Raw genomic sequence first — 22,144 nt, 5'->3', positions numbered from 1 at the left:
AGGGGTCTTGCTCGTCGACGAACGCCCCGTCGCGGCCACACGCTGGCCCGGGGCTGGCGGCCGATTCGGTCTCGCGTCCGCCCCGCGCTCACCGGCGAAATCGGTCACTCGGTCAGCCACGATTCGTCGACGTCGTACCACCAGGGATCCGGCACCGCGTCTGTCTTGACCATCTGCATCTTCCGGCGGAGGAAGCGATCGATACCCTTGGGGCCGAACCGACTCTGGCCCAGCCCGGACTGCTTGAACGCCTGTTTCTCGCCTTCCTGCAGGACGGCCGTGAGCGATGCGTCGTTGATGCTGATCGCGCCGGCCTCGATCCGTCGGCCGACGTCGATGGCGGCCGCTTCCGTTTCGCCGAAGACGGCCCCGCTGAGACCGTAGACGGTATCGTTCGCGAGCTCGACGGCGTCGTCGGCGGTTTCGAACGACGCGACGGGGATGACGGGGCCGAACGTCTCCTCGGTTGCCACGGCCATCGAGTGGTCGACGTCCGTCAGGACGGTCGGACGAAGCCACCGACCGCCGCCGTGGGTCTCGATCTTGCCGCCGTGGCGAATCGTCGCCCCCTTCTCCGCGGCGTCGTCGAGCTGGCGCTGGACGATGTCGGCCTGCTCGCGCGAGATGAACGGACCGAGTCGGCCGCTATCCTCGTCCGGATACGCCAGTCCGACGTCGGCGGCTTTCTCCAGCAGTTGGTCCACGAACCGGTCGTACTCCCCCTCGTGGACGTAGACGCGCTCGATGGATTGACAGCCCTGTCCGGTGTTCACCGTCGACGCCCACAGGATCGCCGAGGTCGCCGCGTCGACGTCGGCGCCCGCCAGGACGATCGCCGGGTCGTTCCCGCCGAGTTCGAGAAACGTGGGTTTGACCGAGCCGGCGGCCTGGCGGGCAATTTTCTTGCCGGTTTCGACGCTGCCGGTGAACGCGACGGCGTCGGCCCGGTCGACCACGGCGGCCCCGGTCTGACCGGCGCCCGGGACGTACTCGAGCACCGCGTCGAGTTCCGGGACGGCCGCAATGGTCTCGCGAAGCGGCTCGACGAACCGCGGCGTCACTTCGCTCGGCTTGACGATGACGCCGCAGCCGGCCGCCAGCGCCGGGACCGTATCGATGGCGGACAGTAAGAGGGGAAAGTTCCAGGGGCTGACGACGCCGACGAGCGGGTACGGCACCAGCTCTGGGTCGAGCCGAATCGAGGATATCGACGCTTCGCCCAGCGGATCGGGTGTCAGGACGGCCGGCGCCTGCTCGCAGACGCGATCGATCATGCTCACGAGCGCGTCGACCTCGGTCGCGGAGATGCCCCGCCTCCCGGTGTCGGCCGCGACGCGGTCCGTCAGTCGCTCTCGATTCGCCTCGATCTCGTCTTTCCACCGCTGGAGGACGTCGAGCCGGTGCTCGAGGCCCTCCTCGCGCCAGCCTTCCTGGGACGTTCGAATGGATTGCTCGACCCGGTCCAGCTCGTCGTCGGTGGGTGGCGTAACTCGATAATCGACGTCGCCGGTGCGCGGATCGCGCGCCTCGATCGGTTCGGTCACCGGAACACCCCCGTTTCGACGAGTCGATCGACGGTGTCCGCCCGCGCCGCCGCGAGTCGTTCTCTCGTGACCGGCCCGTCGGCGAGGGCGTTCGGTCGATAGAACTCGCGGTCGCGGTAACTCTCGGCGTAGAGGTCGAACCGCTGGTCCGGTAACGTGTTCTCGAGTCTTGGACGTCGTCGGTGGCGCCGAAGCGCCGATAGGTCTAGTTCGGTAAATGTTGACATAGTCTCTCCTTGGCCGGCCTCGGTCAGGACCGACCCTCGATAGTCGACGATCGTCGACCCGCCGTCGCCCGACGCGGACGGGAACGGCGATCCCACGATCTCGGCCGTGTTCGCCGAGACCACGTACATCCCGTTTTCGATCGCTCGGGCGCGCCTGGCTACATCGCGGGCCGTCGGCCTGGTTGCGTAGGGTTCGGACGTCGGGTGTACCAGCACCTCGGCCCCCCGCATCGCCAGACAGCGGACGAGTTCCGGATACAGGATCTCGGCGGACGCGACCGTGGCCAGCCGCCCGATTTCGGTGTCGACGACGGGGAACACGTCCTCGCGGTCGTGATGCTCCAGGTACTCGTCCCAGACGTCGAACGGCGTCGGCGTGTGCATCGAGTGGAGCCGGTGATACCGGAGGATCACGTCCCCGTCAGGATCGATCACGAAGTCGGTCTGGAAGAACAGGTCCGGAAAGTTCGGCGGTCGCTCGTAGACGTTGCCGGCGAGGAAGATGTCGTTATCCGCCGCGATCTCGCCGAGCAGTTCGTACTCCGGGCCGTCGGGGGAGACGGCGACCGTCTCGCCCCATTCCTCGAGCGAGGTCCCCATCGGAAACCCGGTCAGTACGTACTCGGGGAGTACGACGAGCCGACAGTCCGACCCGATAAAGGCCGTACTGGAACGGATCTGGCGGTCCAGTCGCTCGATCGACGCCGCCATATGGTCGGACGCAGCGTCGCAATCTCCGACGTCGTGAATCGATCGGCAGTTCGTCTGGAGCGCGAGCGCCCTGTAGGCCGGTGGTGCGGACTTACTCATGCTAGGGCCTCGGGCGATCGACTATCGGTCTGCTGCGGGTTCTCGGTGTGTGCGTTTCCATGGTCCGGCAGTCGCGTAGTGTAACAGCGGTCCAATGATCCGCGGTCGGTGCTACCCGCCGTCTCGTCGACGGACCGCCTTCGTTTCGCAGTAGACGCCGTCGTTCGTCGCGAGATTTGCGTCGTCTCGACGCGGGGTGCCGTCGTCTCGCGGCTTGGTCGTGGCATCCACGGCCGTGGACGGTGCGGTGTGATGCTCCCTCGCCTCTCGCGCGTGGACGTCACTCTTCGACGGGATACTCCTGGATGATCATGCGAGCCTCGAGCTCGTCGTCTTTGAACCAGTGCCAGATTCGCGCGCGTTCCGTCGCGCGCTCGTTGACCTGCGTCATCTCGAAGAAGTCGCTGTTGGGAAGGTCCGATCGCGTCCACCGGACCAGGGTCGTCCGCTCGGCGTGTTCGGCTTCCCACGCGTGCCCGGTCATCCGTTCGGTATCGAAGTCGAGCCGTCCGTCCTCGTAGGACCCCGGGAACTCGTATCGCTCGCTCGTCCCGTCGTCCCACTCGTACTCGTTGACCTGCCGGTAGGGGTACTCGCCGTCCTCGGGAAACTCGGTGGTGACCCGCGAATCCGCTCGCTTGATCTCCTCCTCGTCGGGATCGACCATGACGTACTTTCCCTCCCACGCCCCTTCGAGCAGCGCGAGAGTGGGCATCTCGCTCTTGAGATCGATGTCTGCTGCTGCCATGTGTGTACACCAAACAGGATCGATGGAGATCAGTTAAATCTATCGTCTAACACGTCGCCTGGCCTCCGGTCGTCGATGGAAGGCGGACGATGGCTATCGATTGTTGTGCGCCTGGTGCGAGAGCGCGGCGTGTCGATCCGGCGGCTCGTCTGACCGGCCCACCGCCGCCAGTGCGCGGATGAGCCTGCATTGACGTGATCGGTCGGTCGAGGTCGGTGCATCGTCGCGTGTCTGCGAGTATCAACCCTGAGTGCTGGCGGTATATCACACGGTTTCACGACTCGTGAAAACAGGTACCATTCCCCATTCTAAAAATCCAGGATAGAAATAATAACCCACTCAGTGTGTTATTTCCTGCGCCCTCGCAGCCGATCGACCGAACCCGGCAACTGCCGAGGCGGGATCGTGACAGCGAGAACCGATTTCGGAGGCGCCACCGGGTCGGAACGATTGGCGACGGCCAGCGGCCGCTCCGGGGCCGATCGCCGCGTCATCGCCGTCTGCAGCACCCGGCTAGTCGATACTATTATAAACTTTGACTCCAACCTTCGACTCAGACTTCCATAAGAACGATGTCAAACCCCAATAATAGGAGGGGAGCGTCCCGTCGAGCGTTCCTCACGGCGAGCGGAGTTACCGTTGCGAGTGTAAGTGCCGGCTGTATCGGTGGGTTAGGTGGCGGATCGGGCAGCTCGGAGGAGATGCTTATCTACCATCAGGGGTCGGACGTGGCCCTCATCGAAGCCTTCGAAGAGGAACACGACGTCACCGTCAACCGGGAGGCGTTGAACGGCTCGGAGTGGGCGACTCGGTATATCTCCGAGACCGACGCGGGCGAGACGTCGGCCGACGTCCTCAACTTCAACGGGGGGCTGGCGAATCTCTTGACGCCCGCGATTGACACGATCCAGTCCGTCGACACGCCCAACCAAGACAAAGTCTACACGGGAGCGCTCGGCTCCTCCATCGAAGAGTCGATCACGAATATCTTCGGGGACGACGCCAAACAACTCATTCACACGGCGTATCATAACCCCTTCTGCTTCCTGTACCACGAAGAAGCGGTGTCGGAGCCGCCGGCGACGTTCGAGGATATCCTCGACTCGCGCTTCGAGGGGCGAATCGGGGCCGCCCAGTACGCGATGTACAACGTCCTCGGGACGATGGACAAGTTCCTGGGCTACTCGACGGAGGAAGCCGAGAATTACCTCGCCGACTTCGGCGAGCAGGATATCCAATGGGGCGGGATCGTCGACATGCCCCAGACGATCCTCTCCGGCGAAGTCGACGTCGGCTTCTGGATGCTGTTGAACCGGGTCCCCGGTTTCCGGGAGGACGGCGCCCCGCTTGGCGTGACGCTTCCGCCGAAGACCGGAACGTCGACCGGCCACTACGCGGCGACGGACGCCGGCGACAATCCCGAACTCGCCAGGGAGTTCGTCAAATTTGCGATGACCGAGGAGGGACAGGAACTGGTCACGGAAGGCGAAGGCGGATCGGAACCGATTAATCCCGACATGAGCGGCCGGAGCGAGTACATCCAGAACCAGATCGACGAGTACGTCGACGAGATGTACGCCGTCATCTTCACCGAGGAAGAAAGTGCGACCTACAACCAACGCGCGTCCGAGATCCTGGGTTTCTAACTCCACATGTCATCTTCTGGCCGTCACTATCTGCACACGCTGAAAGCCGTCGCTTCGGAACACGTCGGTCGGAACAGGGCGACGCTCGTCGGCGCCGTCGTCCTGCTTAGCCTGATCTACTTCAATATCCTCCCGATTCTGGTCCTCCTGGGCGGGTCGTTCTTCGGCTCCAACGTGACGGTCTTCGAGGCCTTCACGCTCGAGAACTGGACGACGTTGTTCGTGACGCTCAGGCCCGTCATCTTCAACACCGTCGTCTACGCGGTTGGGGCGACTGTTCTCACTACAATCCTGTCGACGATCATCGCTCTCGTCCTCACGCGGACGGATCTGCCGCTGTCGGGTCCCTATTACTACCTCCTCCTGGCGCTGCTCTTTGCGCCGCCGATCACGTGGGAGCAGGTCTGGGTCTTCCTGCTCGGGAACAACGGGATCTATACCCAGTTGCTCGGCTTCGACTTCTCGATCTACTCGCTTCCGGGCATGATCGTCGTGTCGGGCGTGAGCTTCGTCCCGTTCGGGCTGATCTTGCTCTCGCCGATCTTCTCGAACATGGACAACTCGATGGAACAGGCGGCCAAAACGTCCGGCGCCTCGCTGCGCAGCATCCTCACGGATATCACGCTCCCGATCGCGAAACCGGGGATCCTGATGGTGTTCGTCCTCACGCTGATCATCAACCTGGGCGCGTTCCGGGTCCCGCTCGTCATCGGAGAGCCCAACAACATCAACGTGCTCGCGACCTACATCTACGACGCCACCAACACGCAACCGATCCAGTACGGCGTGGCCATGGCGGCGGGGATCCTCCTCGTCCTGATGTCGATCCCATTGCTCTACTCGTATTACAAGACGCTCGGCGCGACCGAGAAGTACATGACCGTCTCGGGGGAGGGTTACTCGCGGAACGCGATCGACATCGGGCGGTGGCGCTACGTCGTCTCGGCCGTCGTCGGCGTCTACGTCCTGATCACCGTCGTGATCCCGGTGATCGTGATGGTCTACGCCTCGCTGCTTCCCTACTACGTCTCTCCGCTCACCGAGAACGTCCCCGACTTCACGATCGAGGGCTACGCCGGGCTGTTCGACAATCCCGCGATCGTCGACGGCGTTCTCAACAGCGTGATGGTCGCCGGGCTGGCCACCGTCTTCCTGATGGCGATCGGCCTCTTCGTCGTGTGGCTCATCGAGAAGACGGACGTGCCCTTCCGGCGGTACATCGATTACCTCTCCTTCCTCCCGATGGGGATCCCGTCGGCGGCGCTCGGCGTCGGGATCATGTTCATCTACCTCTTCCTGTTCCCCATCGGGATTTACGGAACGATCTTCATCCTCGTCCTGGCCTACTGCATCCGCTATCTCCCGTCGACGATCCGCATCGTCTATCCGTCGGTCGTGCAGGTCCACGACGACCTGATCGACGCGAGCAAGGTCAGCGGCGCGAGTTCGATCGGGACGATCTACTCGATCATCCTCCCGCTCATCGTGCCGGTCGCGCGGGCGCTCTTCTCGGTCCGCTTCGCGATTATCTTCCTCGAACTGCCCATCGCGATGCTGCTCGGCAGCGCCGACACGAAGATGGTCGCCGCCGTGTTGAACGACCTGAACAGCCAGGGACAGTACCAGGTCGTCTCGGCGCTCGGCGTCGTGCTGATGGGCTCGCTCCTGCTCGTCGCCATCCTCGTCCACCAGGTGGGCGGCGAGCACCTGGACGACGACATCCAGCTCTGATAAACCGACCGGGCTGACCGATCCCTCTGACCGTCCGCCCGCGCCGATCGACCCATATCCGACCGTGCTGATCCGCCCGATCGCTCTGGCCGCCGATCACGCTGACCGTCCTCTCGTTTTGACCGTCAGATCGAACGGGTTCGCCCGCGGGCTGGTGACGACACTTTCCTCATTCCGGCGTCGGATCCGACGGGAATCCGTCCTCGAGAACGACGTCGACGACGGCGATCCGGCCCGTCGAGACGGCGTCGAGCCCGCGTTCGAGCGCCGGTCCGATCTCGTCCGGATCGGCCACCTTCTCCCCGTACCCGCCCCAGCTCGACACTATGTCGGCGTACTCGGGCGTCGGCTCGATCGACGCGCCCACGTAGGTGTCCGCGTCCTCGGCCCACCCGTCCGGGTAATTCAGTCGATGACTCGTCCGCATGGACTCGTAGGATTCGTTGTTGAAGACGACGACGAGGATCGGCAGGTCGTGCTCCTGGGCCGTCCCGAAGGCCGCGGCGACGGCGTTGTAGTTGAACGCCCCGTCGCCGACGAGCAACACGCCAGTCCGCTCGGGGCGAGCCAGCTTCGCGCCGAGGGCGACGCCCAGCCCGACGCCGAGCCCGCCCCGGTTGGCCTGTAGCGTCCCGATCCGGTCGGGCGCCGTCGTCCGGACGAGGTTCGCCACGATCGAGGTGTGGACGACGGTCTCGTCGTGGATCAGCGCGTCGTCGGGGAGCGTCTCGTCGAGGACGCGACACAGCCAGAACGGGTCGATCGGCTGTTCGTCCCGGCCGTCCTCGGCGGCCCGGTCCCACCGGCGCCGCCATTTTTCGTGCTCGTCGCGCCAGTCGACCGGCCGATCGACCGAGGTAGGGGAGACGCGATCGGCCAGCGCAGGCACCAGGGCGGCCGAGTCGGCCTCGACGAGCAGATCGGCCGGATAGTTCCAGTAGTGGCTCCGCTCCTGCAGCGGGTCCTCGTCGACCATGACGATCTCCGCGTCGGTCGGGGCGCCGCCGCGGGGCGGGTACCAGGGAAACGGCGAGTCGAGGACGAAAACGAGGTCGACGTCCTTCGCGAGGTACGCCTCGAGCGTATCCGATTGGAGGAGGCCGGCACCGAGGTACAGCGGGTGGTCCATTGGGAAGTTGTTCACCCGCTTTTCGGTCTCGTAGATCGGCATCTCGAGCGTTTCGGCGAGTCGAACCAGGTCCGGCACGGCGTCCGGGTCGGTCCCGTACGACCCGGTCAACAGGAGCGGGTTCGTCGCCCCCTCCAGCCGGTCGACGAGCGCTTCGAACGTCTCCGGGTCGGGAAACGGTGGCGAGGGAACCGTCGGCTCGACGAACTCTACCGTCTCCTTCGAGCGGTCGTGGGCGAGTTCCCGTGAGATGTTCACGAAGACCGGGCCCTGCGGGGAGGCGCTCGCGACGTTGTACGCTCGCGAGAGCAGTTGTTCGGCGTTGTCGTTCGTGTCGAGCGGACACACCCACTTCGTGTACCGTTTCACGTTGTTCTCGTGCCCGCCGGGTTCCTGCGACCGGAGGTAGTGCGGTCCCGGCGACCCGCCGAACTGTTCGTTCTCGTGTGTCGCGGCGTAGGAAGACAGCACGATCATCGGGGTCCCCGAGTGGTAACTGGCGTGGAGGTCCATCGCCGCGTGGAGCGTCCCGGTGTTGATGTGGAGTTTCACCACCTGCGCTCGGCCCGTCACCATGGTGTAGCCCCGGGCCATGTTGACGGCGACCGATTCGTGCCGACAGTTCACGTACGCCGGGACCGGCGCGTCGGTATCGTCGTCCGCCGAATGCTTCGTCAGGAACTCCCAGTACGGCGCGTCGTCGGAGCCGGGCGAGTTGAAGAAGACGTCGACGCCGAATCGATCGAACAACCGGAGGTAGGCCTCGGCGGCACCCTCGACTGGCGCTGACGAGTCGTCTGCGTCCATGTGCCAGGTGATGGCAGGCCACTGGTGTATAGTTTCCCCCGGTGGAGGTGTCCGCATGCGGATCGAGCGTATTCGGAGGGTCCGCCCGGACGCGCTCGACGAACCGGAGAGACAGGTATATGGAACCCGCGTGCGACGTCGGACCATGGCAAGCGATTTCAGCGGCGACTACGACCACCACGTCGGTGGGTCGTACCGGCGATCGAACGCGGACGACCGGCTCGCGGTCGCTAACCCGTACTCCGGCGAGGAGTGGGCGACGGTCCCCAACGGGACTGACGAGGACGTTGACGACGCCATTACCACTGCTCGCGAGGCGTTCGAGAGCGACGACTGGCGGGGTATCACGCCGAGCGAGCGGGCGACGCTCCTCCACGAGATCGCCGACACGATCGCAGAGTACGCCGCGGAACTCGCCGAACTGGAGACGCGACAGACGGGCAAGCCGATCCGGGACATGGAGGGCCTGATGGCCTTACTGCCGCGCTGGTTCCGCTACTACGCGGGGCTGTGCGAGGTATCAAGCGGCGCAGTCCTCCCGGTCGACGGCGCCCCCGACCAGCAGTTCAACTACACCACGACGGAACCGTACGGGGTCGTGGGCGCGATCACCCCGTGGAACTCGCCGTTGAACCTCACGGTCTCGAAACTCGCGCCGGCGCTGGCCGCGGGCAACACGTTCGTCCACAAACCCAGCGAGAAGACACCCGTAAGCGCCCTCCGGTTCGCGGAGCTACTCTCCGCACACACCGACCTGCCGCCGGGCGCGTACAACGTCGTCACCGGCGACGGCGAGCGGACCGGGAGCGCGCTCACGACCCACGGCGGGATCGACAAGTTCGCCTTCACGGGGAGCACGACCGTCGGGCGCGAGATCGGCCGGAACGCGGGCGATCAGCTCGTCCCCGTCTCGCTCGAACTCGGCGGCAAGAGCCCGAACATCGTCTTCCCGTCTGCGACCGTCGACAACGCCGTCAACGGGATCATGAAGGGCATCTTCTCCTCGTCGGGACAGGCCTGTTTCGCCGGATCCCGCGCGTTCGTCCACGACGCGGTGTACGACGACGTCGTCGAGGCGCTGCTCGAACGCGTCGACTGGATCACCGCGGGCGATCCCCTCGACCCCGAGACCGAGTTCGGCCCCATCGCCTTTGAGGCCCAGCGCGAGAAGATCCGGCGCTACATCGAACGCGGGCAGGAGGAGGGCGCGACGCTGCTGTACGGCGGCGGGGAACCCGACGGCGTCCCCGAGGGCCGGTTCGTCGAACCGACGATCTTCGCGGACGTCTCGAACGACATGGCGATCGCCCAGGACGAAATCTTCGGCCCGGTGCTCTGTCTCATCCGGTTCGACGACGAGGCCGAGGTGATCGAGGCGGCGAACGACACCCGGTACGGGCTGACGGCGGGCGTCTGGTCGAACGACCCCGCGCAGATCCACCGCGTCTCGAACCGCATCCGCGCCGGCGTGATCTGGGTGAACGAGTACCGCCTGGGCTCGCCGCGCGCGCCGTTCGGCGGCTACGACGACAGCGGACTGGGCCGGGAAAACGGGATGGAGGGACTCGACGAGTACCGCCAGACAAAAACCGTCTGGATCGACCACTCCGACACCGTGGCGAACCCCTTCGACTAGTCCGACGGCGTCCGGAGAACGGCGCAATCGGCATCACGATGGCCAACTGATGTACGACTCGACGAGCCGCGTCTCACTCGTGCAGGGTCTATTTCGGCCTGCCTTCCGAGCCCCTACGGCCGGCTCTCTCGATTCAGGTCGATGCCCTGCGTGACGTTCCCCGAGAACCGTTCGGCGATGTCTTCGATCGACCAGCCGTCGTCCTTGACGCCGACCCTGGTGATCTGGGGTTCCGAGACGAACCCGATCTCGTCGTCGCCGGCGTAGACGGTACAGCCGGTGACGTCGGCGGCGGCCTCGGAGAACAGGTAGCCGACCATCGGCGCGACCTTGTCCGGCGAGACGTCCTCCCCGAACGGTTCGTCCGGCACCGACTCGGTCATCCGCGTGTACGCTTTCGGAACCAGCGCGTTGACGCGGACGTTGTAGGGTGCGAGTTCCTCCCGCGTGGACCGAACGAGGCCGAGGATGCCGGCCTTCGAGGCGGCGTAGTTCGACTGGGTGGGGTGGCCCAGCGCGGACGGACTCGAGACGGCCACGAACGACCGATCGCCGGTTCCGTCGCGCTCGACCCAGTGCTCGCTGAACGTCCGCAGTAGCGCGAAGTGCCCGCGCAGGTGGACGTGGACGACGGCGTCCCACATCTCACCGGTCATCTCATGGATCGGCGCGCTGCGCAGATTCCCGGCGAAGTTCGCCACGCCGTCGACCCGGCCGTACTCCGACAGCGCGTCCTCGAGCAGGGTCTGGACGTACTCCAGGTCGGTCACGTCGCCGAAATGTGCCATCGCATCCCCGCCGGCCTCGCGAATCTCCCGGGCGACGGTTTCGGCGGGGTCGGCGTCCGCGCCGGTGCCGTCGAGGTCGACGCCGAGATCGTTGACGACGACGCTCGCGCCGTTGTCCGCCAGTTCGAACGCGACCGCTCGGCCGATTCCCCGCCCGGCACCCGTGACGACGAATACGCTATCGGACAGCATATACACCGAGATGGGATCGCCAGTACGTAAACCCACCCGGTGTTCGACGGGCCGGTCGTCGCTTGGACCGGCCGACGCAGGGGCAGGCGACCACCCTGGTCGATAGGCAGATTTTTGTGAGTACCTGACACACGTCGGCACGGAGCCGCTCAACACACGTGATAGTATGGACGGAGTAGCAGACAGCGTCGGACTGGTAACGGGCGCAGGATCGGGTATCGGCCGAGCGACGGCGACGCGCTTCGCCGAAGCAGGCGCGAACGTGGCCGTCGTGGACATCGACGAGGACGGCGGCCGGGAGACGGTCGCCGCCATCAGCGACGCGGGCGGCGAGGCCACGTTCGTGCAGGCAGACGTCACTCGCGAAGCGGACGTCGAGGAGATGGTCGAGACGGTCGTCTCGACGTACGGCGGCCTCGACTTCGCGCACAACAACGCCGGGACGAGCAGCGCCGAGGCGCCGCTCACCGAACAGACGGAGGAAGCGTGGGACACACTCTACGACCTCAACCTGAAAGCCGTCTGGCGCTGCCTCAAGGCGGAGATCCCGGCCATGCTGGAGGACGGCGGCGGCGCGATCGTCAACACCGCCTCCGTCGCCGGACTCGGCGGCCACTGGAATCTGACGCCGTACGCGGCGACGAAACACGGCGTCGTCGGTCTGACGCGGACGGCGGCGTTGGAGTTCAGCGGCGACGGGGTGCGGGTCAACGCCGTCTGTCCCGGCGTCGTGAAGACCGAGGCCGTCGACCGACTCCAGGAATCGGACCCGGAGCGACTCGAACGGATGTCGATGGGCCGGCCGATGGACCGCCTGGGCAAGCCGGAGGAGGTCGCCAGCGCCGTCGTCTGGCTCTGCTCGGACGAGTCGTCGTTCGTCACGGGCCACCCGCTGGCCGTCGACGGCGGTATCACGGCCTTGCACTGACGGTATCCGCAGCGACGGGTCCACCGTCTCGCGACCGTAACGGACCCAACCGCGCCGGCTCGACGCACGTTCCTCGAGACGGTCCGACGTCTCTCGTAAACGGATCCAGTACCGGGCGATTACCCGTCGCAGATCCGCGGGAGGCACAACACCTACGGTATCGCGCTCGGTGGAGGGTGTATGGACGAGTCGGTTCGACGCGAACCGGTCGACGGGGCAGCGGAGGCGTACCTGCGCGTGTTCGCCGATCAGGGCGTCGAGTACTTCTTCAACTCGCCCGGGTCGGACGACTCCCCCTACTGGGAGTTCCTGGCGAAACACGACGCGACGGAGGAATCGACGGCCCGATCGGTGCCGACGCACATGAACTGCCGGCACGAGGACGTCGCCGTCAACATGGCGCGGGGGTACACGACGATGACCGGCGACCCGCAGGTCGTCAAACTCCACGGGAGTTCCGGGCCGCTCCACGCGGCGATGGATATCAACACGGCCTACCAGAGTTCCGTACCGATGCTCCTCCTCGGATCCCACAGCGCGACCCACGAGAACGAGCAGTTCGGCGGCACGGCGGGACCGTACTACTTCGGCTATCACCCGCCGGGCGGCCACGAGAACAACGTCGCCCGGTACACGAAGTGGATCGCCAACCTCGATACGAACGACAACGCCGAACGTCGCCTCGCACGTGCGTTCCGGATCGCGAACGCCAGCCCCGAGGGGCCGGTGTTGCTGAACATCTCGATGGAACTCTCCCACGACCGGGACAAGACCGAGGTGCACCTCCCGGAACTCGCGCCCGCGACGCCGCCGGCGCCCGACGAGGACGCGATCGAACGGATCGTCTCGACGCTCGAAGCGGCGGCCAACCCCGTCATCCTCACCAGCCGGCTCGGGCGGTCGAACGCGGATCGGGCGGCGCTGGTCGATCTGGCCGAACACCTCCACACGCCGGTGTTCGAGACCCAGCGAAAGACGAACAACTTCCCGATGGACCACCCGCTGTACATGGGAGCGACCCTCGACCAGCCGGGCGCCGACGAGCTGTATCACCACTCCGACGTCGATCTCGTCCTCGTGCTCGACGCGAAGACGCCGTGGTACCCGCCGCACGACGGAGCGCCGTCGGACGCGGAGATCGTCGTGGTCCACGAGGAACCCGTCCAGGAAAAATTCGGGTACTGGAACTATCCGGCCGATCTGCTGGTCACCGCCGCCCCGTCCCGGCTACTGGCGACGCTCCGCGAGCGAACGGCGGCCCACGAGGGGAGCCGGTCGATCGACTGGTCGGCCGCCCACGACGCCTGGCAGCGTCGCTGGGACGGGGCGATTCGTGCGGGCGAGCGGAAGACGCCGATCGACCCGTGCCTGCTCTGTCATACCGTCAACGAGACGCTCCCTCGTGATGCGATGGTCTTCCACGAGGTCATCGTTCACACCCCCGCGGTTTCGAACATCGTCGGATCGCACGGGCGCAACGATCTGTTCGTTTCGCGGGCGAACAGAGGCGGGCTTGGAACGGGACTCAGCGTCGCCCTGGGAGCGAAACTCGCCCGTCCGGATCGCCTGGCGACCGTCCTGATGGGAGACGGGTCGTTCCACTACAACTCCGTCGTGGCCGCGCTCGGGACCGCCCAGGAGTACGACCTTCCGCTGCTCGTCGTGTTGTTCAATAACGGCGCCTACGAGTCGATGAAGTTCAGCCTCCAGCAACGCTACGGCGACGGGTGGGCGGAGCAGACGGACACGTACTACGGCTCGGCGATCGAACCGGACCCCGACTACGCGTCAGTCGCCGACGTCTGGGACGGGTTCGGCGCGACGGTCGCGGATCCGGACGCGCTCGAATCCACGCTGTCGGCGGCGATCGACGCGGTTGAAGCCGGCGACGTCGCAATCGTCGACGTCCGCGTCGAGGACGGCATTCCGGACTACCCGACGCCTTGAGAACCGATAGTGTGCCACCGGGGCGCCGTCGACCTCCCGATCGGGACGCTCGTCCGACGGGCACAGGCGGCCGCGGTCACCCTCCGACGAGACGTGCTTCACTCTCCCGGCCCCGGCGGTCTCGGCCCGCAATCGAAAGGAACGCGGCGTGTTCCCGTCACTGAATTCCGGGTCCCACGTCCCCGTCGTCGAGCGGGCGGTCGGTAGCGGCGTAGACGAAGATCACGCAGCCGACGCAGACGCAGACGCTGAACAACACGACCCCGAGTCCCGCGACGCGCAACGCCGACGCGAAGCCAACCGTGGATTCGGCGAGGGCGACACCGCCTCCGATGGCGATCGGCGTGACGGTCGTCAGGAGCCGAGAGCCCATCGAGCCGAGCCCGACCAGCCCGGCCCTGAGATCGGTCGGCGCGAGGGCGGTGACGAGGCTCCGGAACAGCGTGACCGTGATCCCGAATCCGATTCCCATCGAGACGACGCCCGCGGTCGCGACCGGGAGCGTCGGAGCGAGGACGAAGAAGCCCCATCCGACCGCGAGGAACCCGTTCCCCACGAGCAGCGGCCGGTACCGGGAGCCGAAGACCGACGTGATGCGTCCCGCCTGCGCGCCGGCCAGTGCGTAGACGGCGTTGCCCAGCGCGGCCAACAGCCCGGCCTGAATCACCGTCCCGCCGAGCAACCGCACGACGACCAGCGAGTTGTACGTGATGAAGGCGATCCAGACGACGACGGGGAGCGACCGGCCCACGAGAACCGCGACGACGCGTGGGTTCCCGAGAAATTCGGCCAGCGTCGCGTAATACGACCGCCCGCTATCCGGTCGCCCCGCAGTCGCTCCAGTCGCCGTCGGTTCCTCGAACCACAGCCAGACGACGCCCCCGACGGGGATGGCGACGGCGTAGAGCAGAAAGGGAAACTGCCAGGCGACGCCGACCAGCACGCCGGACAGTAGCGGCATGGTCGCGCCGCTGAACCCGTTCGCCGTCATGCGGATCCCCTGCCCGGTCGATTCCCGGGCGCCGTCGTACATGTCACCGATACAGGTCGTGATGATCGGGGCGAGCCCGGCGTAGCCGACCCCCTGGACGAAGCGAAGAGCGAGAACGACGCGAAAGTCGGTCGTCAGCGCGATACTCGCCCCGGCGGCGCCGAAGCAGATCAGCGAGCCGGCGAGGAGCGGCTTCCGACCGTAGCGATCGGCGAGCGCCCCGGCGGCCGGAATGAGGACGATCGCCGGCGCCGTGACGAACGACATCATCAAGCCGACGTTCGCGGCGCTCGTCCCGAACGGGTCGATCACCGCGTCGAGGATGGGCGAGACGAGCGCCGTTCCCAGGACGGGAAACAGGGCCGTCAAGAGCAGGAGCTGGAAGTTCCGCTCGGACAGGACCGTCGCCTCGTCCCCGAACACGGTGCGGCCGATGGACACGCTGGTGCACCCGTTCCGCTCGCGGTTGCATAAACACGGCGTTTCCGCCGCCGACGGTGGCTCGCAGCGGCGGTCGCGCCGTCGGCACCCAATCTGTCGGCTTCGGGGCCCGGGTTGTTCTGGGTACGCAGCCGCAACCGCGGTATCACGACGGCGGGACTCGTGCTGGCCGCAGTCCCGACCCATCGCGGTTCGTGTGGCCGCCGGATCGGCGAGCGCGCCGGACGAGTATCGCCTGGCCGCTCGCCAATCCGTGGCAACCGGGTCGCATCGGGAACCGACGCCAACTGAGTGCCGGATGCGGAACTGAAACCACTACAAGACAAAAATAGACTCAAAGAATGATCACATATATTTATATACGGGCGGCTGCCAGTGGCGGCATCCTCTCGCCGCCCGCGAAGTGCCGATATCCGTTGGGAATTGCCTCATATCGGGTATTAATGGAACGGACGACCGCGAACGAGGGTGCCGGGGATCGAGACTGCCCGCACCAGCTTCCTGCGCGGGTGGTGGCGCTTCAGGCACCTCCTTGGAGCCGAAATACGGCTTACAGCCGGAAATCGGGCATCAATATCTCTGTTATTGTTCCCGCCTTCGCCAAATATAGAAATTAGAATTTGAATTGCGGTATATTTTGGCTTCTATAACTTGGCGGGAGAAGCCGTGCGCCATCGGTGAGAACGGGGTCAGCCCGCCGACTGCGCCGGCACGAGTTCCTCGTCCAGTCCGGCCCGAGAGTAACGATCTGGAGGTACGTAGCCGAACCCGATCGGCCGCCGGTGATGGGGCCTGCGAATCACTCAGACGATTCCCGATCTGCGAGGTACTCGCGAAGGTGATCCCGGCTCCGTCGAATTCGATCCGCGACCGGCCCCGGCGCTTCCTCGGCCGCCAGCTCGTCGAGTTTGGTGGCCAGTTCCTCGATGCGATCGAGCTTCGGCGGAACGTCGTCGTCGAGTCGTTCCTCGCGGATGCCGGCCTGCACCGAGTCGACGTGGTCCTGGACGGGTTCGTCGGCGGCCTCGCTCGCGCGGGTGAGCTGGCGCTGGGCTCGATCGAGGTCGGTTTCGGTCTCCAGGTCGTGCGCGTCCGGCTCGCTCGAGTCGGCTCGTTCTGTCGAGTCGCCCGACCCGCCCGGATCGTCCGCCTTCTCGCGCGTCGATTCGACGTCCGTCCCCGTATCACGGTCGGAGGCTCGCGATCGTCCCGGGTCGGCCTCGTCCGTCGCTCGATCGGCGTCGACGGGAACGCCGGCGGCGGTGGCCCCGGCGCCGATATCGCGCTCGGTGAGGCCCTCGTCGGCGTCCCCGAGGGCGCCGTCACCGTCGCGGAGTTCGTCGCCGTCGTCGACCTGCTCTCGGAGGCGGACGGCATCGTCGGTGACCGTCTCGACGGCGTCCGGCGCGATGGGGACCGCTTCCGATTCGTCGCCGCGCCAGCCGAGGGCGGCTCTGATCGAGTCCGTCAGGTCGGGATCCGCTTCGACGTACGGCGTGTCGCCCTCGACGGCGACGATGTAGCCGATCGCCGTGCCGCCCGGATCCTCGACGCGCTTGCCGACGTCGTCCTCGGATAGCTGGTGGACCATGCGTTGAGGGTGCGCCGCTGCGCTGGAAACCGGTGCTGCCTGCAGTGTCCGGAGCGAGGTGGCCGCTCCTCGACCGGCCGCCGGGCTCGCGAGGGCGGTTCCGTCGTCCGCGAGGAACGGGATCGAGCGATCCGCTCGCTCGAATGCAAGTCTCCCCATTACCAGCCCCGCCGCCGTACTCCCGCTATGGCTCGCGAGGACGTCGCGGAGTTCTCTATCCAGTCCGTCCAGGTGCTCGCGGCGGACGGCACGGTCGACGAATCGATGGTTCCCGAGTTGACCGACGAGGGGTTGCTGGACCTGTACGAGGGGATGAAGCGCTCGCGCCGGCTCGACGAGCGCGCGATCTCGCTGCAGCGTCGCGGCGAACTCGGCACGTACGCCCCCGCGATCGGGCAGGAGGCGGCCCAGGTGGGCAGCGCGTTCGCCATGGCCGAGGGGGACTGGATCGTCCCCTCCTTCCGCGAACAGCCGGCCTTGCTGGTCCGCGACACGCCGCCGGAAGCGATCCTCCAGTACGCGATGGGGATGGAGGAGGGCGCCGAGGTCCCGGGCGGCGAGGGTGCGCTGCCGCCGGCCATCCCCGTCGGCAGCCAGCCGCTGCACGCCGTCGGCGTCGGCTGGGGCGAGGCCCTCCAGGGCCTGGACGCCGTCGCGGTCACCTACTTCGGCGACGGTGCCACCAGCGAGGGCGACGTCTACGAGGCCCTCAACTTCGCGGGCGTCTACGACGCCCAGACCGTCTTCGTCTGCCAGAACAACCGCTACGCCATCTCGACGCGACTCGAGCACCAGACCGCCGCGGAGACGCTCGCCCAGAAGGCCGTCGCGGCGGGGATAGAGGGGATCCGCGTCGACGGCAACGACGTGCTGGGCGTCTACCGCGTGGCGAAGGCGGCGATCGAGCAGGCGCGCCACGGCGACCCGCTCCTGATCGAGGCGCTGACCTACCGGCGCTCGATGCACACGACCTCCGACGACCCCAGCGTCTACCGCGAGGCCGAGGAGGAATCGGAGTGGGAGGCGCGCGACCCGATCGTCCGCTTCCAGCTGTACCTCGAGGAACGCGGGATCCTCGACGACGAAACCGAGTCGGCGATCGACGAGCGGATCGAGACCGAGATCGCAGACGCGATCGATCGGGCGCGGGCGGCGCGCGAGGAGATCGACCCGGCGGACATGTTCCGCTACGTCTACGACGATCCGCCGCCCGAACTCGAGGCCCAGCGGGCGGCGTTCGAGCGGCGGATCGAGGCGGACGAGCGGGCAACGGAGGCCGAAGCGCGAGGGAACGAGGCTGGCGAGCGGAGCGGCGAGTCGTCCGGGCGAACGAACGAGGCGGACGGGCGCGGGGGTGAGCGGGGTGGCTGAGCGCCTCCGGATGGTCGAGGCGGTTCGCGAGACGCTGCGCGCGGAACTGGAGCGGGACGACGCCGTCCTCGTCTACGGCGAGGACGTCGGCCGGGCGGGCGGCGTCTTTCGCGCGACGGAGGGACTGATCGAGGACCATCCGGACCGCGTGTTCGACGCCCCGGTCGCGGAGGCGGGCATCGTCGGCGTGGGCGTCGGGCTCGCCGCGACGGGGTTGCGCCCCGTCCCGGAGATCCAGTTCCAGAGCTTCCTCTACCAGGGCTTTCACCAGCTCGCCCAGCACGTCGCCCGCATCCGGAGTCGCTCGCGCGGGACGATCTCCTGTCCCATGACGATCCGCACGCCGTACGGCGGCGGCATCCACGCGCTCGAACTGCACTCCGAGAGCTTCGAGGCGGGGTTCGCCCACGTGCCCGGCCTCCAGGTCGTCTTCCCCGCCTCACCGGCCGAGACGGCGGGGCTGCTGCGGAGCGCGATCCGCGACCCGGACCCGGTCGTGTTCATGGAACCCACGCGGCTGTACCGCTCGGTCCGCGAGGACGTGCCCGACGACCACGAGATCCCCCTCGGCGAGGCGCGCGTGGTCGAGCCGGGCGAGGACGTCACGGTCGTCGCCTGGGGATCGATGCTCCGCGAGACGCTCGACGCGGTCGACGAGATCGACGCCGACGTCGAGGTGGTCGACCCCCGGACGCTCTACCCACTCGATACCGAGACGATCGTCGCGTCCGTCCGCGATACCGGCCGCTGCGTCGTCGTCCACGAGGCGCCGAAAACCGCCGGGATGGCGGGCGAGATCATCGCGCGAATCAACGAGGAGGCCTTTTACTACCTCGAGGCGCCGGTCGAGCGGGTGACCGGCTACGACGTGCCGGTGCCGCTGTTCGCCCGCGAGGACGCCTATCTGCCCGACGCAGACCGGATCGAGGCGGGAATCCGGCGCGCGCTCGGCGACGAATGAGTGCACCACGATCGTCGCCGGGATCCGTCGCGACCGTCGTCAGAACCCGCCACGACGACCGTCAGTCACCGCCGTCGGGATCCGCGGAGCGACCGTCGTCAGTCACCGCCGTCGGGATCCGCGGAGCGACCGTCGACCCCGCCCGACGGATCGTAAGTCCAGACGGTCTCGCCGTTCGATCCCCGTCCCCGCTCGACGCCGGGGACGGAGTCGAGGAGAGCGGCCAGCCTGTCCGTGCGATCGTCGCTCGCGGCCGCCGGCGCCGCGGCGTCGACGCCTTCGTCGTCGAGTCCCTCGAGGAGTTCCACCGTCGTCGCCCGTCCGCGCTCGAAGAGGACGGCGAACGCCGCTCGCGCCGGCGCTCGCACGTCGTCTTCTTCCGGTCGCTCGTCCCCGCCGCTCTCGCCCTGTCGAACGTCGTCCGGCCTCGCGCGCTCGATCGCGTGGCGAGCGCTCGCGAACGGCGGCGGCGCGCCCATCGGATCCGCGACCGCGCGGCCGTCCCGGTCGTCGGGCTCGACCGCCGCGGTCCCGTCGTACGTCCACGACTCGGTCCCGTCGATCGGGTCGTCGGGCCGCGCGCGAACGTCGGGCAGGGCCGCCAGTCGATCGCGAACGCAGTCGTCCCACCAGCGGTCGGCCGACCCGTAGCCGGCCGGTACCTCGCTGTAGGTGGCGTCGACGATCTCGGCGGTCGTGGCTTCCTCCCAGTAGCGCAGAAAGGAGAAGGCGCTCCGGACGGCCGACGCCTCGTCCGGCCGAAGGTCGAATCCCTCGATCGCCTGCTCGACGGCGTCTGGCGTGTCGATGCGGTAGTCGCGCGCGCCGACCGGCGTCGCCTCGAGGACGCGGCGGCCGTTTTCGGTGAGTTCGTAGGCGCCGTCGACGCCCGGATCGTCGGCCGCCTCGTCGCCTTCGGCGGCGACGCGGCGGACGAGCGCGTTGTCGACCAGCTGCGCCAGGCGATCGTCGATGGCCTCCCTATCGGCGTCGAGTTCGGTTTCGAGCGCGTCGGCCGTCACTCGCCGCTCCGCGATCGCTTCGAGCGTCGCCCGGCCGAGCTCGTCCAGCGTGTTCGACCCCACGGGTCCTATGCCGCGGCGAACGCACTTAATTCGAACCGGGCGGCCGCACTCGATCGACGTTGGCTACTCGATCCAGACCGTCTTCCGGTTGACGAACTCTTTGATGCCGGCGCCGGCGAGTTCGCGACCGTAGCCCGAGTCCTTGACGCCGCCGAAGGGCACCCGCGGATCGGACTTGGTGAGCTGGTTGACGTACGTGCAGCCGGCGTCGATCCGCGCGGCGACCCGCTCGCCGCGGTCGCGATCCTCGGTCCAGATCGAGGCGCCGAGGCCGAATCGGGTGTCGTTGGCTTTCTCGATCGCCTCGTCCTCGCTCTCGACCGCGAAGACGGCCGCGACGGGACCGAACAGTTCTTCCGAGTCGGCCGGGCAGCCCGGCGGGACGTCGGTCAACACCGTCGGCGGGTAGAACGCGCCCTCGCGGTCGAGCGGTTCGCCGCCCGTCAGCACCGTCGCGCCCGCCTCGACGCTGGCCTCGACCTGCTCGTGGAGGTCCTCGAGGAGGTCCTGGCGGGCCTGCGGGCCGACCTGCGTTTCCTCGTCCGTCGGGTCGCCGACGGTGAGCGACTCGACTTCCTCGAGGAAGTGCTCGAGGAATTCGTCGTACACGGCCTCCTGGACGATGAATCGCTTGGCCGCGATGCAGGACTGGCCGCCGTTCAAGTTGCGCGCCCACGCCCCGGTCTCGGCCGCGTCCTTGAGGTCCGCGTCGTCGAGGACGACGAAGGGGTCGCTGCCTCCGAGTTCGAGGACGGTCTTTTTCAGTTGCTCGCCGGCCGTCGAGGCGACCGCGCGGCCGGCCGGGCCGCTGCCGGTAAGCGTCGCGGCGCGCACCCGCTCGTCCTCGAGGATGTCGTCGACGAGGTCCGAGGGGATCAACAGCGACTGGAAGACGTCGTCGGGGTAGCCCGCCTCGCGGAATATCACCTCGATCGCCAGCGCGCAGCCGGGGACGTTCGAGGCGTGCTTCAGGAGGCCGACGTTGCCCGCGGTCACATACGGCGCGGCGAAGCGAAACACCTGCCAGAACGGGAAGTTCCACGGCATCACCGCCAGGACGGGCCCCAGCGGGTCGAAGCGGGTCTTGACCGTCGTCCCTGGCGGGCTCGGGTGGTGGTCCTCGGCGAGGTAGACGTCCGCGTACTCGGCGTAGTGATCGCAGGCCCACGCGCACTTCTCGACCTCGCTCTCGGCCTGCGTGATCGGCTTGCCCATCTCCCGGGTCATGATCTCGGCCCACTCGCGCTTGCGATCGCGAAGCACGTCGCCCGCGCTCGCGAGCAACTCCTGACGCTCGCGCATCGGAACCTCGCGCCACGTCTCGAAGGCCTCGCTGGCCCGCGAGAGGGCGTCCTCGACGTCGTCGGCCGAATCGTCCTCGTACGTGTCGGTGCGCTCGTTCGTCGACGGATCGATGACCTCCATACGTCGCCGTTCGACGGGCGGGTAAATTAGTGTACCTTCGACCGACGGGTTCGAATTGCCAGCAGCGAAGTGCTGCCTCGGCGGCCGTGCCGACGGCCCGACGACGTCGCGAGCGGAACGGACCGCGACGGTTCGACCGCCGGCCG

The 22,144-nt window shown here is 67.2% G+C and carries 16 protein-coding genes; 7 read left to right on the top strand and 9 right to left on the bottom strand.

What is annotated here, in order from left to right; all coding sequences use genetic code 11:
- Positions 1–104: 104 nt before the first annotated feature.
- The 3 genes from MXA07_RS01785 to MXA07_RS01775 all read right to left on the bottom strand — a co-directional run bounded on the left by MXA07_RS01785 (position 105) and on the right by MXA07_RS01775 (position 3,329).
- The gene (locus tag MXA07_RS01785) at positions 105–1,544 is read right to left on the bottom strand and encodes an aldehyde dehydrogenase family protein (protein ID WP_247730340.1); all 1,440 of its coding nucleotides are present in this window, start codon (positions 1,542–1,544) and stop codon (positions 105–107) included.
- Positions 1,541–2,581: a nitrilase-related carbon-nitrogen hydrolase gene (locus MXA07_RS01780; protein ID WP_247730339.1), complete on the bottom strand. Its 1,041-nt coding sequence runs from the start codon at positions 2,579–2,581 to the stop codon at positions 1,541–1,543. The genes MXA07_RS01785 and MXA07_RS01780 overlap by 4 nt, the downstream gene beginning before the upstream one ends.
- Positions 2,582–2,861: 280 nt before the next feature.
- Positions 2,862–3,329 carry a DUF3598 family protein gene (locus tag MXA07_RS01775; RefSeq protein ID WP_247730338.1) on the bottom strand — a complete coding sequence of 156 codons (468 nt, stop codon included), beginning with the start codon at positions 3,327–3,329 and terminating at the stop codon, positions 2,862–2,864.
- Between the two features lie 701 nt (positions 3,330–4,030).
- Here MXA07_RS01775 and MXA07_RS01770 point away from each other — a divergent pair.
- Both MXA07_RS01770 and MXA07_RS01765 read left to right on the top strand, forming a co-directional pair.
- Positions 4,031–4,975 (top strand): ABC transporter substrate-binding protein, encoded by a 945-nt coding sequence (locus MXA07_RS01770; RefSeq protein WP_247730337.1) that lies wholly within the window; start codon positions 4,031–4,033, stop codon positions 4,973–4,975.
- Positions 4,976–4,981: 6 nt separating this feature from the next.
- Positions 4,982–6,706 carry an ABC transporter permease gene (locus MXA07_RS01765; RefSeq protein ID WP_247730336.1) on the top strand — a complete coding sequence of 575 codons (1,725 nt, stop codon included), beginning with the start codon at positions 4,982–4,984 and terminating at the stop codon, positions 6,704–6,706.
- A 169-nt stretch (positions 6,707–6,875) separates the two neighbouring features.
- Here the strand turns inward: MXA07_RS01765 and MXA07_RS01760 are convergent, their stop codons facing one another.
- Positions 6,876–8,642: a thiamine pyrophosphate-dependent enzyme gene (locus tag MXA07_RS01760; RefSeq protein WP_247730335.1), complete on the bottom strand. Its 1,767-nt coding sequence runs from the start codon at positions 8,640–8,642 to the stop codon at positions 6,876–6,878.
- Between the two features lie 145 nt (positions 8,643–8,787).
- Here MXA07_RS01760 and MXA07_RS01755 point away from each other — a divergent pair, with 145 nt between their 5' ends.
- Positions 8,788–10,278, top strand: a complete 1,491-nt coding sequence (locus tag MXA07_RS01755) for an aldehyde dehydrogenase (RefSeq protein ID WP_247730334.1) — start codon at positions 8,788–8,790, stop codon at positions 10,276–10,278.
- A 113-nt stretch (positions 10,279–10,391) separates the two neighbouring features.
- Here MXA07_RS01755 and MXA07_RS01750 read toward each other — a convergent pair whose 3' ends face one another.
- Entirely contained in the window at positions 10,392–11,258 is an 867-nt protein-coding gene (locus tag MXA07_RS01750; RefSeq protein WP_247730333.1) for an SDR family NAD(P)-dependent oxidoreductase, read from the bottom strand.
- A gap of 166 nt (positions 11,259–11,424) precedes the next feature.
- On the opposite strand from MXA07_RS01750, the gene MXA07_RS01745 reads away from it, so the two are divergent.
- Together MXA07_RS01745 and MXA07_RS01740 are read left to right on the top strand one after the other, a co-directional pair.
- A complete protein-coding gene (locus MXA07_RS01745) occupies positions 11,425–12,186 on the top strand; it encodes an SDR family oxidoreductase (protein WP_247730332.1) in 762 nt (253 codons plus the stop codon).
- 180 nt (positions 12,187–12,366) lie between these two features.
- Complete coding sequence (locus MXA07_RS01740; protein WP_247730331.1) at positions 12,367–14,133, top strand: thiamine pyrophosphate-dependent enzyme; 1,767 nt, start codon at positions 12,367–12,369, stop codon at positions 14,131–14,133.
- Between the two features lie 157 nt (positions 14,134–14,290).
- Here MXA07_RS01740 and MXA07_RS01735 read toward each other — a convergent pair whose 3' ends face one another.
- Positions 14,291–15,565: an MFS transporter gene (locus MXA07_RS01735; protein ID WP_247730330.1), complete on the bottom strand. Its 1,275-nt coding sequence runs from the start codon at positions 15,563–15,565 to the stop codon at positions 14,291–14,293.
- A gap of 799 nt (positions 15,566–16,364) precedes the next feature.
- Complete coding sequence (locus tag MXA07_RS01730) at positions 16,365–17,315, bottom strand: DUF7553 family protein (RefSeq protein WP_247730329.1); 951 nt, start codon at positions 17,313–17,315, stop codon at positions 16,365–16,367.
- Between the two features lie 27 nt (positions 17,316–17,342).
- On the opposite strand from MXA07_RS01730, the gene pdhA reads away from it, so the two are divergent.
- On the top strand, positions 17,343–18,527 hold the full coding sequence (gene pdhA / locus MXA07_RS01725) for a pyruvate dehydrogenase (acetyl-transferring) E1 component subunit alpha (RefSeq protein WP_247730328.1): 1,185 nt from the start codon (positions 17,343–17,345) through the stop codon (positions 18,525–18,527).
- Positions 18,520–19,488 (top strand): alpha-ketoacid dehydrogenase subunit beta, encoded by a 969-nt coding sequence (locus MXA07_RS01720; RefSeq protein WP_247730327.1) that lies wholly within the window; start codon positions 18,520–18,522, stop codon positions 19,486–19,488. The genes pdhA and MXA07_RS01720 overlap by 8 nt, the downstream gene beginning before the upstream one ends.
- 98 nt (positions 19,489–19,586) lie before the next feature.
- On the opposite strand, the gene MXA07_RS01715 is transcribed toward MXA07_RS01720, so the two are convergent.
- A complete protein-coding gene (locus MXA07_RS01715; RefSeq protein ID WP_247730326.1) occupies positions 19,587–20,573 on the bottom strand; it encodes a hypothetical protein in 987 nt (328 codons plus the stop codon).
- Positions 20,574–20,636: 63 nt separating this feature from the next.
- Complete coding sequence (locus MXA07_RS01710; RefSeq protein WP_247730325.1) at positions 20,637–21,998, bottom strand: NAD-dependent succinate-semialdehyde dehydrogenase; 1,362 nt, start codon at positions 21,996–21,998, stop codon at positions 20,637–20,639.
- Positions 21,999–22,144 lie beyond the last annotated feature (146 nt).

The organism is Halovivax limisalsi (genome assembly GCF_023093535.1).
Taxonomy (GTDB): Archaea; Halobacteriota; Halobacteria; order Halobacteriales; family Natrialbaceae; genus Halovivax; species Halovivax limisalsi.
The sequence above is the reverse complement of the archived record's forward strand: the minus strand, read 5'-3'. Positions and strand labels throughout refer to the sequence as shown.